The 15,593-nt window shown below is 66.3% G+C and carries 16 protein-coding genes; 11 read left to right on the forward strand and 5 right to left on the reverse strand.

What is annotated here, in order from left to right; translation table 11 throughout:
- Positions 1–26: 26 nt before the first annotated feature.
- A complete protein-coding gene (locus tag NJH59_RS23185; protein ID WP_104572269.1) occupies positions 27–1,652 on the forward strand; it encodes a methyl-accepting chemotaxis protein in 1,626 nt (541 codons plus the stop codon).
- A gap of 141 nt (positions 1,653–1,793) precedes the next feature.
- Here the strand turns inward: NJH59_RS23185 and fabB are convergent, their stop codons facing one another.
- The 5 genes from fabB to NJH59_RS23210 form a co-directional block, all read right to left on the reverse strand.
- Positions 1,794–3,014 carry a beta-ketoacyl-ACP synthase I gene (fabB, locus tag NJH59_RS23190; protein ID WP_054915677.1) on the reverse strand — a complete coding sequence of 407 codons (1,221 nt, stop codon included), beginning with the start codon at positions 3,012–3,014 and terminating at the stop codon, positions 1,794–1,796.
- 11 nt (positions 3,015–3,025) lie between these two features.
- The gene (gene fabA, locus NJH59_RS23195; RefSeq protein ID WP_043863120.1) at positions 3,026–3,541 is read right to left on the reverse strand and encodes a 3-hydroxyacyl-[acyl-carrier-protein] dehydratase FabA; all 516 of its coding nucleotides are present in this window, start codon (positions 3,539–3,541) and stop codon (positions 3,026–3,028) included.
- A gap of 205 nt (positions 3,542–3,746) precedes the next feature.
- Positions 3,747–5,672 carry an ATP-binding protein gene (locus tag NJH59_RS23200; RefSeq protein ID WP_104572270.1) on the reverse strand — a complete coding sequence of 642 codons (1,926 nt, stop codon included), beginning with the start codon at positions 5,670–5,672 and terminating at the stop codon, positions 3,747–3,749.
- Positions 5,669–6,562: an ABC transporter substrate binding protein gene (locus tag NJH59_RS23205; protein ID WP_043863118.1), complete on the reverse strand. Its 894-nt coding sequence runs from the start codon at positions 6,560–6,562 to the stop codon at positions 5,669–5,671. Before NJH59_RS23205 ends, NJH59_RS23200 begins: the two co-directional genes overlap by 4 nt.
- Positions 6,562–8,673, reverse strand: coding sequence for a TonB-dependent receptor (locus NJH59_RS23210; RefSeq protein WP_253087367.1), 2,112 nt, complete (start codon positions 8,671–8,673; stop codon positions 6,562–6,564). Before NJH59_RS23210 ends, NJH59_RS23205 begins: the two co-directional genes overlap by 1 nt.
- A gap of 170 nt (positions 8,674–8,843) precedes the next feature.
- Between NJH59_RS23210 and NJH59_RS23215 the strand changes: the two genes are divergently transcribed.
- The 10 genes from NJH59_RS23215 to kdpF all read left to right on the forward strand — a co-directional run bounded on the left by NJH59_RS23215 (position 8,844) and on the right by kdpF (position 15,591).
- The gene (locus NJH59_RS23215) at positions 8,844–9,869 is read left to right on the forward strand and encodes an NAD(P)H-dependent glycerol-3-phosphate dehydrogenase (protein WP_043863116.1); all 1,026 of its coding nucleotides are present in this window, start codon (positions 8,844–8,846) and stop codon (positions 9,867–9,869) included.
- A gap of 16 nt (positions 9,870–9,885) precedes the next feature.
- Positions 9,886–10,233 carry a DUF4389 domain-containing protein gene (locus tag NJH59_RS23220; protein WP_043863115.1) on the forward strand — a complete coding sequence of 116 codons (348 nt, stop codon included), beginning with the start codon at positions 9,886–9,888 and terminating at the stop codon, positions 10,231–10,233.
- Complete coding sequence (gene sixA, locus NJH59_RS23225; protein WP_078480469.1) at positions 10,230–10,685, forward strand: phosphohistidine phosphatase SixA; 456 nt, start codon at positions 10,230–10,232, stop codon at positions 10,683–10,685. The genes NJH59_RS23220 and sixA overlap by 4 nt, the downstream gene beginning before the upstream one ends.
- Before the next feature lie 26 nt (positions 10,686–10,711).
- On the forward strand, positions 10,712–11,155 hold the full coding sequence (locus NJH59_RS23230; protein WP_043863113.1) for a hotdog fold thioesterase: 444 nt from the start codon (positions 10,712–10,714) through the stop codon (positions 11,153–11,155).
- Between the two features lie 81 nt (positions 11,156–11,236).
- Positions 11,237–11,584: a hypothetical protein gene (locus NJH59_RS23235; RefSeq protein WP_043863112.1), complete on the forward strand. Its 348-nt coding sequence runs from the start codon at positions 11,237–11,239 to the stop codon at positions 11,582–11,584.
- A gap of 92 nt (positions 11,585–11,676) precedes the next feature.
- Positions 11,677–12,471: an alpha/beta hydrolase gene (locus tag NJH59_RS23240; RefSeq protein WP_058541867.1), complete on the forward strand. Its 795-nt coding sequence runs from the start codon at positions 11,677–11,679 to the stop codon at positions 12,469–12,471.
- Complete coding sequence (locus NJH59_RS23245; RefSeq protein ID WP_058541868.1) at positions 12,468–13,319, forward strand: alpha/beta hydrolase; 852 nt, start codon at positions 12,468–12,470, stop codon at positions 13,317–13,319. The genes NJH59_RS23240 and NJH59_RS23245 overlap by 4 nt, the downstream gene beginning before the upstream one ends.
- Before the next feature lie 115 nt (positions 13,320–13,434).
- Complete coding sequence (locus tag NJH59_RS23250) at positions 13,435–14,244, forward strand: DUF4892 domain-containing protein (protein WP_043863109.1); 810 nt, start codon at positions 13,435–13,437, stop codon at positions 14,242–14,244.
- A gap of 11 nt (positions 14,245–14,255) precedes the next feature.
- Positions 14,256–15,308 (forward strand): AI-2E family transporter, encoded by a 1,053-nt coding sequence (locus tag NJH59_RS23255; protein ID WP_043863108.1) that lies wholly within the window; start codon positions 14,256–14,258, stop codon positions 15,306–15,308.
- A 193-nt stretch (positions 15,309–15,501) separates the two neighbouring features.
- Entirely contained in the window at positions 15,502–15,591 is a 90-nt protein-coding gene (kdpF, locus tag NJH59_RS23260; protein ID WP_043863107.1) for a K(+)-transporting ATPase subunit F, read from the forward strand.
- Positions 15,592–15,593: the final 2 nt, after the last annotated feature.

A 15,593-nucleotide genomic window follows, 5' to 3' on the forward strand; every position in this document is an offset into this window, starting at 1 on the left:
GCAGCGCTTTTGGAGGGAACCGGAAGATGAGCTTGAGACGTTTGAACATTGCGCCGCGGGCAGGTCTGGGGTTTGGTCTGGTAGCGTTGCTGGTGTTTGCATTGGGGGCCTTCTCGCTCCTGCAGATGAGCAGCATGCGCCAGCAGTCCGAACAGGTCGACAGCAACTGGCTGCCCAGTGTGATCTCTGTGGGGCAGATCAGCCAGGACATGTTCCGGATACGGGCGCTGACCCTGCGCCTGCTGCTCAACAGCGACAACGCCGCGCAGCAGCAGACCCATTCACGCATCGAGCAGATTAAGGGCGAGCTGGGCAAGGAACAGCAACGCTACCAGGCCCTGATTGCATTGCCCGAGGAGCAGGCGCTGTTCGACCGCTACCTCAAGCTCGAGCAGCAGTACCTGGGCTATCAGGCACGGGTAGCGCAGATGGCCCTGCAGGGCCAGACAACGGAGGCGGTGGCGCTGGTCAACGGTGAGATGAACCAGCTGGCCGATCAGCTCACCACCACCCTCAACGAGCTGATCGCCCTCAACAACCATCACGCCAACATGGCCACCGAGCTTGCCGGCACGGTGTATGAGCGTGCCCGCGTGTGGGTGGTCGGCCTGCTGGTGGCCGCACTGGTGCTCACCGTGGTGCTGGCGCTGACCCTGACCCGCAGTATCGTGCGCCCGCTGGCGCAATCGTTGCAGGTGGCCGAGGTGGTCGCCACTGGCGACCTGACCCCGCAGATCAACGTGGAGGGCAGTGACGAGCCGGCGCGCTTGCAGGCGGCCCTCAAGCAGATGCAGCAGAGCCTGCGCGATACCATCGGGCGTATTTCCGATTCGTCCAACCAACTGGCCTCGGCGTCCGAAGAGCTCAGCGCAGTGACCGAGGACGCCACCCGCGGCCTGCACCAGCAGACCCAGGAAATCGAGCAGGCCGCTACTGCCGTGAACCAGATGACCGCCGCGGTGGAAGAGGTGGCGAGCAATGCGGTGGCCACCTCCCAGGCCTCGACCGAGTCCGATCGCATTGCCCGTCAGGGGCGCGAGCAGGTGCGCCTCACGGTGGCGTCGATCGAGGCGCTGGCCGATGGCGTTACCGCCAATGCCGCGGAAGTCGGGCAGTTGGCCGAGCAGGTGCACGGCATCACCAAGGTGCTGGATGTGATCGGTTCGATCGCCGAGCAGACCAACCTGCTGGCCCTGAACGCGGCCATCGAGGCGGCGCGGGCGGGGGACGCCGGGCGCGGTTTTGCAGTGGTGGCCGACGAGGTACGGGCACTGGCCCATCGTACCCAGCAGTCGACACGGGAAATCGAACAGATGATCGGTGGCATCCAGGAGGGTACCGACCGGGCGGTGGAGGGCATGCAGCAGACCAACCAGCGTGCCCAGGGCACCCTGGATGGCGCGCATGCGGCGGGTACGGCGCTGGAAGAGATTGCCACGGCCATCAGCCTGATCAACGAGCGCAACCTGGTGATCGCCAGTGCGTCCGAGCAGCAGGCACAGGTGGCGCGGGAGGTGGACCGCAACCTGACCAACATCCGCGACCTGGCGCTGCAGAGCTCGGCGGGGGCCAACCAGACCAGCGCGGCGAGCCAGGCGTTGTCGCAGCTGGCCATCGAGCTCAATACGCTGGTGGGCAGGTTTTCGGTGTAACGCCTTTGGCCGGCAAGGCCGGCCCCTACAGGCATCGCGTGCCCTGCAGGAGCCGGCCTTGCCGGCCAATTGCCCCGAAAGCCGCAAACAAAAACGCCCCGAACCAGTCGGGGCGTTTCTACAGCAGGGGCGAGCCCTTGCTTACTTGCCAGCCCAGCGCTTGAGCACCAGGGTGGCATTGGTGCCGCCGAAACCGAAGCTGTTGCTCATCACGGTGTCGATCTTGGCATTTTCGCGGGTTTCGCGCAGAACTGGCAGGTCGGCCACTTCCGGGTCCAGCTCGTCGATGTTGGCGGAGCCGGCAATGAAGTTGCCTTCCATCATCAGCATGCAGTAGATCGCCTCGTGAACGCCGGCAGCGCCCAGCGAGTGGCCCGACAGGCTCTTGGTGGAGCTGATGGCCGGGGCCTTGTCGCCGAACACTTCACGCACACCCTTCATTTCGGCAACGTCACCGACCGGGGTCGAGGTGCCGTGGGTGTTCAGGTAGTCGATCGGGGTGTCGACGGTGGACAGCGCCTGCTGCATGCAGCGGATCGCGCCTTCGCCACTTGGGGCAACCATGTCGTAACCGTCGGAGGTCGCGCCGTAGCCAACGATTTCGGCGTAGATCTTCGCGCCACGGGCCAGAGCGTGCTCCAGCTCCTCGACCACTACCATGCCGCCACCGCCGGCGATGACGAAACCGTCACGGTCGGCATCGTAGGCGCGCGAGGCTTTTTCCGGGGTGTCGTTACGCTTGCTGGACAGTGCGCCCATGGCGTCGAACAGGAACGACTGGCTCCAGTGCTCTTCTTCACCGCCACCGGCGAACACCACGTCCTGCTTGCCCATCTGGATCTGTTCCATCGCGGTACCGATGCAGTGCGCGCTGGTGGCGCACGCCGAGGCGATGGAGTAGTTCAGGCCCTTGATCTTGAACGGGGTGGCCAGGCACGCCGACACGGTGCTGCTCATGGTGCGGGTAACGCGGTATGGGCCGACGCGCTTGACGCCTTTTTCGCGCAGGATGTCCAGCGCTTCCATCTGGTTCAGGGTCGAGGCGCCGCCGGAACCGGCGATCAGACCGGTGCGCGGGTTGGACACCTGCTCTTCGCTCAGGCCCGAGTCCTTGATCGCGTCCTGCATCGCCAGGTAGGCGTAGGCGGCTGCGTGGCCGACGAAGCGATAGACCTTGCGGTCGATCAGCTCTTCGAGGTTGAGGTCGATGGAACCGGAAACCTGGCTGCGCAGCCCCATTTCCTTGTATTCCGGGTTGAAACGGATGCCCGGACGGCTTTTACGCAGGTTTTCGGAGACGGTCTCTTTGTCATTGCCCAGGCACGATACGATGCCCAGACCTGTGATTACGACGCGGCGCATGCGAATAACCCTTAGAAATTTTCAGTGGAGGTAAATACACCGACCCGAAGGCCTTCGGCGGTGTAGATCTCGCGGCCGTCGACGCTGACCGAGCCATCGGCGATGGCCATGTTCAGCTTGCCTTTCAGGACGCGCTTGATGTGGATGTTATAGGTGACTTTCTTGGCGGTCGGCAGTACCTGACCGAAGAACTTCACTTCGCCCGAACCCAGGGCCCGGCCACGGCCTGGCAGGCCTTGCCAGCCCAGGAAGAATCCGACCAGCTGCCACATGGCATCCAGGCCCAGGCAGCCTGGCATCACCGGGTCGCCTTCGAAATGGCAGGCGAAGAACCACAGGTCTGGACTGATATCCAGCTCGGCGACCAACTCACCTTTGCCGTACTTGCCACCCTCTTGGCTGATGTGCGTGATGCGATCCACCATCAGCATGTTAGGGGCGGGCAGTTGCGCGTTACCTGGGCCGAACAGCTCACCGCGACTGCAGCGCAGCAGGTCTTCCCGGGTAAAGGCGTTTTGTTTGGTCATGCGAGCTCCTCAATAGTCACCGTGCGGCACGGGGTAGATCTTCCCGACCGACCCAAAAGCCTCAGGCTTGGGGCGGCAGCCTACACATAGACTATTGCGTTGTAGTGAAAGTCACAGCACAGGGGACGAAGATGTACACTTGTGCACTGAAATTTTTATGACAAGCCCGGCAAGGGCCCGGTTCAGTCTGTAAGACTGCCGCACTTTAGCATTTATCGCCAGTCACAGATGCCTGTGCGGGCAGCCAGCGTTGCAGAATCTGCTGCAGATCAATGCGTTTGAACGGCTTGGTCAGGTAGTCGTTCATGCCGGCGGCCAGGCAGCGTTCGCGATCGCCCTGCAGCGCGTTGGCAGTCAGGGCGATGATCGGCATGGCTGCGGCATGGGGGATCTGGCGGATGCGCCGGGTGGCCTCGTAGCCGTCGATGACCGGCAGGCGGCAATCCATCAGCGTGGCGGCAAAGCGCTGGCGGCTGGCCAGCGCCACCGCCTGGGCGCCATCGGCGGCCACGCACACCTCGAACCCCAGGCTGCGCAGCATGGCCTGGGTCACGGCCTGGTTCACCGGGTTGTCCTCCACCAGCAGGATGCGCCGGCCCTGGCCAGGGTCACTGTTGTCGGCCCTGGGCGCAGGCAGCGTGGGGTTCTGCTGCATGCATAGCGCCAGCGGCATTTCCAGGGTAAAGGTCGAGCCCCTGCCTTCACGGCTTTCGGCACGCAGCGTGCCGCCCATGCGCTCGGTCAGGGTGCGGGCGATAGACAGCCCCAGGCCGGTACCGCCGTAACGTCGTGAAATAGAACTGTCGGCCTGCTGGAAGGCAACGAACATGGTTTCCAGGCGCTCGCTGTCGATACCGATGCCGGTATCGCGCACCGCACAGGTGAACCAGATCAGTTGTCGGTCCAGTACCTGCCAGCGCGGTTCGATCTGCACGCTGCCGTGTTCGGTGAACTTCAGCGCGTTGCCGATCAGGTTCACCAGCACCTGGCGGATGCGGGTCGGGTCGCCGGCCACGCGCAACTGTTCCATGCCCGGCGGCAGTGGCGCCAGCAGCAGCAATCCGCGCTGCTGGGCGACATGCTGGAACGACTGCGTGCAACTGCCCAGCAGCTCGGCCAGGTTGAACTCGATGTGCTCCAGCTCCAGCGTCGTGCGCTCGATCCGCGAGAAGTCGAGGATGTCGTTGATCACCTTGAGCAGATGGCCGGTGGACTCGCTGGCCACGGCCGCGTACTCGCTCTGTTCTTCGCTCAGCGCGGTGGTCTGCAGCAGTTGCAGCATGCCCAGCACCCCGTTCATGGGGGTGCGCAGCTCGTGGCTCATCATCGCCAGGAAGTCCGACTTGGCCTTGTTCGCCTGTTCCGCTTCCTCGCGGGCCTGGATCAGCTGGGCGATGGCCTGTTGCTGCTCATGGCTGGCCTGTGCCAGGCCGCTGGCCAGGTTGTTGATGTGGCGGGCCAGGTGGCCCAGCTCGCTGTCGTCGACCACCGGCAGCGGCGCGTTGAAGTCGCCTTTCTGGATGGCCTTGACCGCGTGCCCCATGTCGCTGATCGGACGCGACAGGCTGCGCGCCAGGCGCCGTGCGAGGATGAAGGTGAACAGCAGGGCGAACAGGGCCAGGATCGCGGCCTTGATCACGATTTCCTGCTGGCGCTGGTTGAAGGCGTCATCGGACATGCCCACGATCACCCGGCCCAGGTAATCGTCCTTGCGGGTCGAGGCCGAGCCACCGCTGTGCAGGAAATCGCTGTCCAGGAAGATCCGCTGCAGGCGGATAGGCGCCTGGAATACCTCGACCTGCTGGGGGCGGTTCTCGTGCTCGTCGGCCTGCTCGACATACACCAGGATGTGGTTTTCGCTGTCCTGCACTTCGAGAAAGCGCACATGCGGAATGGTCAGGGTGGCGCGCATCAGGCTCTCGAGCACTTCGTCATTGCCCGAAATGACCCCGTATTCCGAGGCCGGTGCCAGCTGGTTGGCGATCAGCTGGCCGGTATGGTTGAGCTCCTGGCGCAAGTCCTGGATGCGCACGAAGGTGAAGAAGCTGATCAGCAGCAACGTCAGCAGCAGGGCCGGCCCCAGGCTGATGATCTGGGTGCGGGTACTGATGTCCCAGGTCAGTTTTTTCATCGGTGCTTCTCTCCTGCGGCCACGGCCTGTTGTGCGGCCACCGGGTCTATCGCCTCGATGCCCAGGGCTCGGGCCACCTGCTGGTTGCCGGCCACGCGAAATCGCTCGGGGTACAACGTCCGCGGCCAGGCCGCCGGCGGCTGGTCGAGCAGGCGGTCGAGCACCGCCAGCCAGTCATGCTGGTCGCTCAGGGTACTGGCCAGCCCGCCGGCGCGCACGAACCCGGCATTCGGACCGATCAGCGGGACCTGGCGTGCATAGCTGCTCAACAGCAGGTGCTTGGCCGTGGTGGCGTTGTACAGCAGTGGGTCGTCCAGGCCCAGTAGCACATCGCTGTTTTTGAGCACGGCCTGCAGCGGCCGATTGTCACGCGGGTCGGGCCAGGCCTGGGCGATGATCTCAAGGCGCAGCGCCTTGGCCGCCTGGCGCAGCTCGTCGAGCAGGAACCGGCTGTTCTCGGTATATAGCACACCAATGCGCCTGGCCTGGGGCAGCAGGTAGTGGGCCAGGCGCAACTGACGCGCGGGCGGCGGGTCGCTCCACAGCAGGCTCAGGTAGGACGGGCGTCGGTCGCCCAGGTGCCGGCTGGCCTGTACCCGGCTGACCCGCAAGGCCAGCGTCGGCGGGCCTTCGGCCTGTTTCAGGCGCCAGTCCAGTGCGGCCAGGTCGAGCAGAATCAGGCGCGTGCCCGGCTTGAGCCTGTGCCCGGCAGGCAGTTCTGACACGGCGGTGAAGCGCACGTGATCGGTGGGGCGCTGCGCGCGCAGGGCGGTGACGAAGTCGCGCACGCCTGCATTGCCCTGGGCGGCGGTAACCAGAATGTCTGCGGCCGCCAGTGCGCTCAGCGGCCACGCCAGCATCAGCACCAGGCAAGCGTGCAGCAGGCGCATCAGAATTCCAGCTCCGCGCTCAGGTACAGCACCTGCCGGCTGTCGTAGCGGTTCTGCCAGTTGCTGGTGGGCTCGTCATCCAGGCGTTGCTGAAGCATCCCGGCCAGCTCCAGGCTGGCGTTGCGGATGGGGATGCGCCTGGCCACGCGCAGGTCGATACGCTCGAAGCGGTACTGGTTGAGGGCGTCGTCGCCGTAGTAGAACACTGCGCTCGACCAGCCTCGGCCCCAGTCGCGCAGCCAGCCGGCCGAGCCGCTGTTGCGTGCGCTGAGGTGGCGGTCATCGGGGTTGCTGGCCCAGGCATCCACATAGGCGTAGGTCAGGCGCAGGCGGTCGGCACTGCGCAGTTGCCAGTCCAGTTGCGCCTCGCTGCCGGTGAAACGCGCCTTGTTGGCGTTGCTGGCGATGGGCCGGTTGTTGCGCAGCGGTTCGCTGACCATGCCGGTGAGCTGGTCATGGAACAGCTTGATGTCCAGGCTCAGGCCGATTTCGCTGAAAAAGCCGTTGTAGCCCAGCTCCTGCGAGCGCATGCGTTCCTGGTCGAGGTCGCCCGGGCCGCGGGTGGTGACGAAGTACTCGGCGTGGCGCTGGCCGAAAGCGGCCGGGCGCAGGTTGTCGACGCGGTAGCTCCAGTTGACGTTGTTCTCGAACATGTCCGGCGAGCGTACCGCTTCCGAGTACACCGCACGCAGGCCGTGGCGCGGGGTGATCAGGTAGTTCACGGCCAGGCGTGGGGCCAGCGAGCTGCCCGCCAGCCGGGTGTCCTCGAACATCGCGCCGCCCTGCACGATCCAGTGTTCGTCGGCGCGCCACTCGAGCTGGCCGAACAGGCGCCAGGTGGTGTCGTCGAGGCTGCCATCGTAGTAGGTCTGCGAGTCGGCCCGGTCGTAGCGGTAGGCGACGCCGCTGACCAGGCGCAGGCTGTCGCTCAGGCTCAGGGTGTCCTGCAGCTCCAGGTCCAGGCGGCTTTCGCGGGTACTCTGGTCGATGTCGCCGCACACCGGGTTGGCACCGCCGTTGTGCCACTGCTGGCGGACCTCGCGGGCCAGCGCCTGCTCCTGGTCGCTGCCGGGAGGAATCGGCGCGTCGATGTTGCGGGCCAGGCGTTCGGTATAGCCCGGGTTGAGCCGCCACAGCTGCGCCAGTTGCGGGCTGAAGGCGATGGCCGCATCGCACGCGCGCCACACCTGCTGGCGATCCCAGTGCAACGCCGAACCCTGCAGGTACAGACTGTGCCACGGGTCCAGGTCGATGTTCCAGCGTACCGAGGCGGCGTAGTCCTTGGCATTCACGTCGGCGTTCGCCCCTGCGCCGCTAACGCCGGGGAACACCGGGGTGTAGGCATAGGGGCGCTGCTCGCTGCCTTCCTTGGCGGAAAACTGCCAGTCCAGGCTCTGCTCGGCGTTCAGCGCATGGCTGGCGCTCAGGCTCAGGCGGGTCAGGCGGCGGCCATCGCGGTAGTGCTGGCCCTGCGCGTTGTGGTCAAAGCCGTCGTCCTGCTGGCCCGACAGCGACAGGCGCAGGTCGCCGCCTTCCCAGCCCAGGCCCTGGCTGGCGTACCAGTCGTCGATGCCGCGCTGGCCGCGGATCACCTTGAGCCGCGTGCCATGGCTGTCGGCCGGGCTGCGGGTGAGGATGTTGACCACCGCCATCAGTGCATTGGCGCCATAGCTGACGGTGTTGGGCCCGCGGAACACCTCGATGCGCTCGATATCCTCCAGTGCCAGCGGGATATCGCCCCAGTCCACCGTCGCCAGCCCCGCGCGGTACACCGAACGGCCATCGACCAGCACCTGCATGCGCCGCGCATCGTTGACGCTGCTGCCGTGGTAGTTGGCCGCCGGCTGGTTGCCCGCGCCGTAGCCGACCATCATGCCGGGCACCAGGCGCAGCAGTTCGGGTACGTTGCGCGCGCCGCTGGCGCGGATCAGCTCACTGTCGAGCACGCTCATGCTGCCGGGCACCGCCGCCGGCGACTGCCTGAGGCGGGTGGCGGTCAGGATCTGCGGCAGCGCCTGGCTGTCGACGAACAGGTCGTCCGCCACCGCCGGACCGCCCAGCAGGGCAGTCAGCAGAACCAGCGGGCGCGAGGGGGGAGGGCCAAGATGCACGGCGCGGCCTTGATGGCGGGTATCGAGCGGGCATGTTAACCGAGTAGCCGGCTTTTTCCAGCGATCAAACCCGCATTGCTGCGGTCCAATCGCACATCTGGCGCTGGCCGTGGCCTTAACGCTCCGTATAATGCGGGGGTCGCCACTTTATTGGTTTTAACGGATTGGATATGACTGAACAGCAGCCTGTTGCAGTTCTTGGAGGCGGGAGCTTTGGTACCGCCGTGGCGAACCTGCTGGCCGAGAATGGTGTCGAGGTACGGCAGTGGATGCGCGACCCCGAGCAAGCCGAGGCCATGCGCAACAACCGCGAAAACCCGCGCTACCTCAAGGGCGTGAAGATCCACCCGGGCGTCGAGCCGGTCAACGACCTGCTGGCCACCCTGCAGGCCTGCGAGCTGATCTTCGTCGCCTTGCCGTCCAGCGCCCTGCGCAGCGTGCTGGCGCCCCATGCCGAGCTGCTGAGCAACAAGCTGCTGGTGAGCCTGACCAAGGGCATCGAGGCGCACACCTTCAAGCTGATGAGCCAGATTCTCGAAGAGATCGCCCCACAGGCGCGCATCGGCGTGCTCTCCGGGCCCAACCTGGCCCGCGAGGTGGCCGAGCACGCGCTGACCGCCACCGTGGTCGCCAGCGAGGACGAGCAGCTGTGCCAGCGGGTCCAGGCCGTGCTGCACGGGCGTACCTTCCGTGTCTATGCCAGCAACGACCGCTTTGGCGTCGAGCTGGGCGGCGCCCTGAAGAACGTCTATGCCATCATCGCCGGCATGGCGGTGGCGCTGGGCATGGGCGAGAACACCAAGAGCATGCTGATCACCCGCGCGCTGGCCGAGATGACCCGCTTCGCCGTCAGCCAGGGCGCCAACCCGATGACGTTCCTGGGCCTGGCCGGTGTCGGCGACCTGATCGTCACCTGCTCTTCGCCCAAGAGCCGCAACTACCAGGTCGGCCATGCCCTGGGCCAGGGGCTGAGCCTGGACGAGGCGGTCAACCGCCTGGGCGAGGTGGCCGAAGGGGTCAACACCCTCAAGGTGCTCAAGGCCAAGGCCGAGCAAGTGCAGGTGTACATGCCGCTGGTAGCCGGCCTGCATGCCATCCTGTTCGAAGGCCGGACCCTGAGCCAGGTGATCGAGCTGCTGATGCGCGGCGAGCCGAAAACCGACGTCGACTTCATTTCCACCAGCGGTTTCAACTGAATTACAGGAGCAGGGCATGAACGAGTCCCCAAAACAGGCGCAGCGCGAATCGATCATCTTGCGTGTGCTGTGGATGCTGGTGTTCCTACTGGTATGGCAACTGGCCGAGCTGCTGCTGGGTGGCCTGGTGGTGGTGCAACTGGTGTACCGGCTGATCTACGGCGCACCCAGTGCCAGCCTGATGAACTTCGGCGACAGCCTGAGCCAGTTTCTGGCCCAGATCGGTCGCTTCGGCAGTTTCCACACCGACCAGAAGCCCTGGCCGTTCGCCGACTGGCCCACCCCGCGCGCGCCGGAAGGCGAAGCCGCCCACAGCGTGCCGCCTGCGCCACACCCGGCGCGTGACGAAGAGCCCAAGCTGTGAGGCTGTGGGTACTGCGCCACGGTGAAGCCGAGCCCCGCGCCAACAGCGACGCCGAACGCCGGCTGACCGCCCACGGTCGCGAGCAGGTGCTGCGCAGTGCCGCCCAGTTGCTCGGCTGCGCGCCGCAGGTGATCCTGGCCAGCCCCTATGTACGCGCGCAGCAGACCGCTGCGCTGGTCCACGAGGCGCTGGGTTTGGACAAGCCGGTGCAGACCGTGCCCTGGCTCACCCCCGAAAGCGACCCGCAGCAGGTCATCGCCGAGCTGGACAGGCTGGGGGTGGAGCAGGTGCTGCTGGTCAGCCATCAACCGCTGGTGGGCACGCTGGTGTGCCTGCTCGAGCATGGCCACCGCAAGGACCCCGCACCCATGGGCACCGCCAGCCTGGCCGAACTCGACGGCGACCACCCCCTGGCCGGGCTGATGACACTGCGCAGTCTCACTCCCACCTGATCGCCAACCACGACAAGGAATGCTGCATGAGCCTCTGGAAAACCCAACCCGATATCGACCAGCTCAACGCCCGCCAGAAAGGCACCATCGGCGAAGTGCTGGATATTCGCTTCGAAGGCTTCACCGACGACTCCCTGAGCGCCAGCATGGTCGTCGACCAGCGCACCCACCAGCCGTTCGGCCTGCTGCACGGCGGCGCCTCGGTGGTGCTGGCCGAGAGCGTCGGCTCCATGGCCAGCTACCTGTGCATCGACACCACGCGCTTCTATTGCGTGGGCCTGGAGATCAACGCCAACCACCTGCGCGGTGTGCGCAGCGGGCGCGTCACGGCCACTGCCCGGCCCGTGCACATTGGCCGCAGCACCCATGTGTGGGACATCCGCCTGAGCACCGAAGACGGCAAGCTCAACTGCATCTCGCGCCTGACCATCGCCGTCATCGCGCTGGGCGACAACCCACCGGCGACCTGATATTTCTACCAGTTGTTGCCCATGCCCTGCCTTGCTAGCGTGCCCCCAGGACCCATCGGGGGCGCGAACAGGAGTTTGGCGATGAACACACCGGATCCGGAAATGGCAGGCTCGGCCTACTTCTACGACATCGTGCGCCAGGTCGAGCGTGCCCAGGCGCTGGATTTTGCCGAGTACAACGTGCTCAAGGACAGCGCCGAGGCCAAGCTCGACGAGTTGATGCGACGCCTGGAGGGGCTGCGTGAGCTCAGGCAATTGCGCGAGACGGGCCGCCTGATGGGGCATCAGTTGCAGGCCACCTGCCTGGCACTGCGCCGGGCCGAATTGAGCCGCGAGCACAAGCGCAAGGCACGTGATGCGCTCGAGTACCAGTTGCTGTACCTGCAGGCCTGCCTGCGCCGTTCGATCGCCAGCTTCGACGCGAATTGACCTGATCGTCGTGCTCCCTGGCCTGTACGGATGTTGCCGGGTGTTGCCGCGGCGGGGAAAATGGCCCGATTCCCCTTCGCGGACAGGCGACCATGACGCAGCAGATCTTCTTCGCCCATGCCAACGGCTTCCCCTCGGCCACCTACGGCAAGCTGTTCGCTGCGCTGGCCCCCGATTATCACGTCACCCACCTGCCGCAGCACGCGCACGACCCGCGCTTTCCGGTCAACGACAACTGGCAGAACCTGGTCGATGAACTGATCCATCACCTGGAGCAGCAGCCCGAGCCGGTGTGGGGGGTAGGGCACTCGCTGGGCGGGGTGCTGCACCTGCACGCGGCGATGCGCTGCCCGCAGTACTACCGTGGGGTGGTTATGCTCGATTCGCCGGTGCTGACCCGAGCCGACGAGTGGCTGATCCAGCTGGCCAAGCGCTTTGGCTTCATTGACCGCATCACCCCGGCCGGCCGGACCCTGGGACGCCGCGAGGCGTTCGCCGACCGCGAGAGCGCCCGGGCCTACTTCACCGGCAAGGCGCTGTTTCGACAGTTCGACCCCGACTGCTTCGAGGCTTATCTGGAACATGGCCTGCAGGACGAGGGCGAGCAGTTGCGCCTGCGCTTCGACCCGGCCACCGAGATCAGCATCTATCGCAGCCTGCCCCACGTAAGCCCCGGCCCGGCCCGCCAGCTGACGCTGCCGCTGGCGATGGTGCGTGGCAGCCAGAGCCGCGTGGTACGCCGCCACCACGCGTATGCCGTGCGCAGCATGCCCAGGGGCGAGTTCCACAGCCTGCCGGGTGGGCACATGTTTCCGCTGGAGCGCCCGCATGACACCGCGAGCCTGATCAAGGGCCTGTTCGATCGCTGGCAGGGGGCGGTGCAATGAGTGGCGTGGAGGAAGTGCGCCTGAACCTGGGGCACATCGAACTGGCAGCGCACCTGTTCGGCCCGCAGCAGGGCATCCCGGTGATCGCCCTGCATGGCTGGCTCGACAACGCCAACACCTTCGCGCGCCTGGCGCCCCGGCTGCATGGGCTGCGCATCGTGGCGCTGGACCTGGCCGGGCATGGCTATTCAGACCATCGGCCGGTGGGCGCCGGCTACGCGCTGTGGGACTACGCCCACGACGTGCTGCGGGTAGCCGAGCAACTGGGCTGGCAACGGTTTGCCCTGCTCGGGCACTCGCTGGGGGCGATCATCTCGGTGATCCTGGCCGGTGCCTTGCCCGAGCGGGTCACCCGCCTGGCGCTGATCGACGGGGTGATCCCGCCCGGCGCCGGCCCCCAGGACACGGCCGAGCGCATGGGCATGGCCTTGCAGGCGCAGTTGCGCCAGGGCGGCAAGGGCAAGACCGTCTACCCGACCCTGGAGCTGGCGGTGCAGGCACGCATGCAGGGCATGGTCGCGGTCACCCGCGAGGCCGCCGAGCTGCTGGCCCAGCGCGGCCTGATGCCGGTGCCGGGTGGCTACACCTGGCGCAGCGACAGCCGCCTGACCCTGCCGTCGCCGCTGCGCATGAGCGAAGAACAGGCGCTGACCTTCGTGCGCCGCATCGCCTGTCCGACCCAACTGGTGGTGGCCGCCGACGGCATGCTGGCGCGCAACACCACCCTGCTCGAGCAGCTACCCTTCAAGCTGGAACAGCTGCCGGGCGGGCATCACCTGCACCTGAACGACGAGTCGGGCGCCAGCCTTGTTGCAGACTGTTTCAATCGCTTCTTTGCCATTTCTTGACTTGCGGCGGGCAACTGTCGAGGCTTGGCGGGTTGAACAGGGAGACAACCATGACCAAGCGCGACACCGTTGCACCTTTTTTCGCCATCGAGGCCCTTAGCGCCATGGCCCGCCAATGAGTATTTCGCGTCTGATTCGAACAGGCCTTGCCGGCCTGGCCGTGCTTGCCAGCACGCCACTGATGGCCGATCAACTGCCGATTCCGGTGGATGCCAAGGTAGTGGGCCAGACCAGTGCGCAGGAACTGGAGCAGGAACAGGAGCGGGTGTACCCCCTCGGTTCGCTGCGCAAGATCAGCAATGTGGTACGCATGGAGGGCAAGGTCGAGGGCCGCGGCAAGGTCAGCTATGCCACCTACCAGCTGCCGGCCGAGCGCAGTGCCAACGAAGCCTTTACCGCCGCCCGCGAAGCCTTGCAGACCGCAGGTGGCTACCCGCTGTTCTGGTGCCAGGGGCAGGACTGCGGTGAAAGCAGCCTGTGGTCGGCGCAGCTGGCCGGGCGATTCAACCTGACCGGTGCCGACAACCAGCAGGCGTTCATTCTGTTGCGCCGCTCCGGCGCCTCCAGCGACACCCTGGTTGCGCTGTACAGCATCACCAAGGGCAATCGGCGCGCGTACCTGCATGTCGAGGAGTTCGTGGCCAACGCACCGCTGGGCGAGGTGTTGCCCACGCCGGCCACCGTGCAGCGGGAACTGCTGAGCACCGGCAAGCTCGACTATGCCGACCTCAAGGGCGAACCGCAGCCGGCCTGGGTCAACCTGCTGTCGCGCAGCCTCAACCTGAACAGTACCTTGCGCGTGACCCTGACCGGCGCCCAGGCCGAGGCCTGGCGCGAGCAACTGGTCAAGGCCGGGGTGCGCGCAGCACGGCTTGAAGTGGGTACGCAGCCGGCTGCCGGGCTGCATGTCGAACTGATCCGCTGACCGGGGCCGCTATGCTCAACAACGATCGCCTGCTGGTGCAGATCATCCTTATCGGCCTGCTGGGGGCCGGTCTGTGGGTCATGGCCCCGTTCATTTCCGCGCTGCTGTGGGGGGCGATCCTGGCCTATGCCAGCTGGCCGCTGATGCGCCTGCTTACGCGCGTGCTCGGCGGGCGCGAAACCCTCGCGGCGAGTGTACTGACGGGCGTGTGGATGCTGCTGGTGGCATTGCCGCTGGTGTGGCTGGGCTTCAACCTGGCCGACCATATTCGTGATGCCACCGCGTTCGTGCGCGACGTGCAGGTCGACGGCCTGCCCGATGCGCCGGCCTGGCTGGGCGGCATACCCTTCGTGGGGGAGCGCCTGGTCGGCTTCTGGGACACCCTCGACCAGCAGGGCGCGGCCATGCTGGCGGCGATCAAGCCACACCTGGGGCAGGTGGGCAACTGGTTGCTGGCCCGCAGTGCGCAGATCGGCGGCGGGATTCTCGAACTGACCCTGAGCCTGGTGTTCGTGTTCTTCTTCTACCGTGACGGGCCGCGGCTGTCGGCCTTCGTGCTGCGCCTGCTGAACCGCCTGATCGGCGAGCGCGCCGAATACTACCTGGACCTGGTGGCTGGCACCGTGCAACGGGTGGTCAACGGCGTGATCGGCACCGCAGCGGCGCAAGCCCTGCTGGCGCTGATCGGCTTCCTGATCGCCGGGGTGCCGGGCGCGCTGGTGCTGGGCCTGGTGACCTTCCTGCTCAGCCTGATCCCCATGGGGCCGCCGCTGGCCTGGGTGCCGGCCACCGCATGGCTGGCGTGGCAGGGCCAGTACGGCATGGCGGTGTTCCTGGGGATCTGGGGCACGTTCATCATCAGTGGCGTGGACAACGTGCTCAAGCCCTACCTGATCAGCCGGGGCGGCAACCTGCCGCTGGTGATCGTGCTGCTGGGGGTGTTTGGCGGGTTGCTGGCGTTCGGCTTCATCGGCCTGTTCATCGGCCCCACGCTGCTGGCAGTGGCCTACAGCCTGCTGCTGGACTGGACCCGCAGCGAGCCGCAGCACCCGCCGCGGGCCTGATCGCACCGGCCTGGCTGGCCGGGCCGCCCTTGCCAGGCGCCGGCCCTGCCGGCCAACGGGGCGTCCCAGCCATGCCGATTCGCTCTCTTTACGCATTCTTTATACCCAACCCTCGCTAGCCCTCTCGCCCCTTTACGCCCCCCCTCCCGACAATCACCGTCAGCGGCACCGTGCCGCGGGACGGAGATTCTTCATGAGCATTCTGGACGGGGTGTCACTGCTGCTGGCAGTGGCGTTGTTTGTGTACCTGATGGCCGCGCTGCTGCGCGCCGATCGCGGTTAGGA

Origin of the sequence: Pseudomonas sp. VE 267-6A, assembly GCF_024126555.1 — a bacterium.
In the GTDB taxonomy this organism is placed as follows: Bacteria; Pseudomonadota; Gammaproteobacteria; order Pseudomonadales; family Pseudomonadaceae; genus Aquipseudomonas; species Aquipseudomonas palmensis.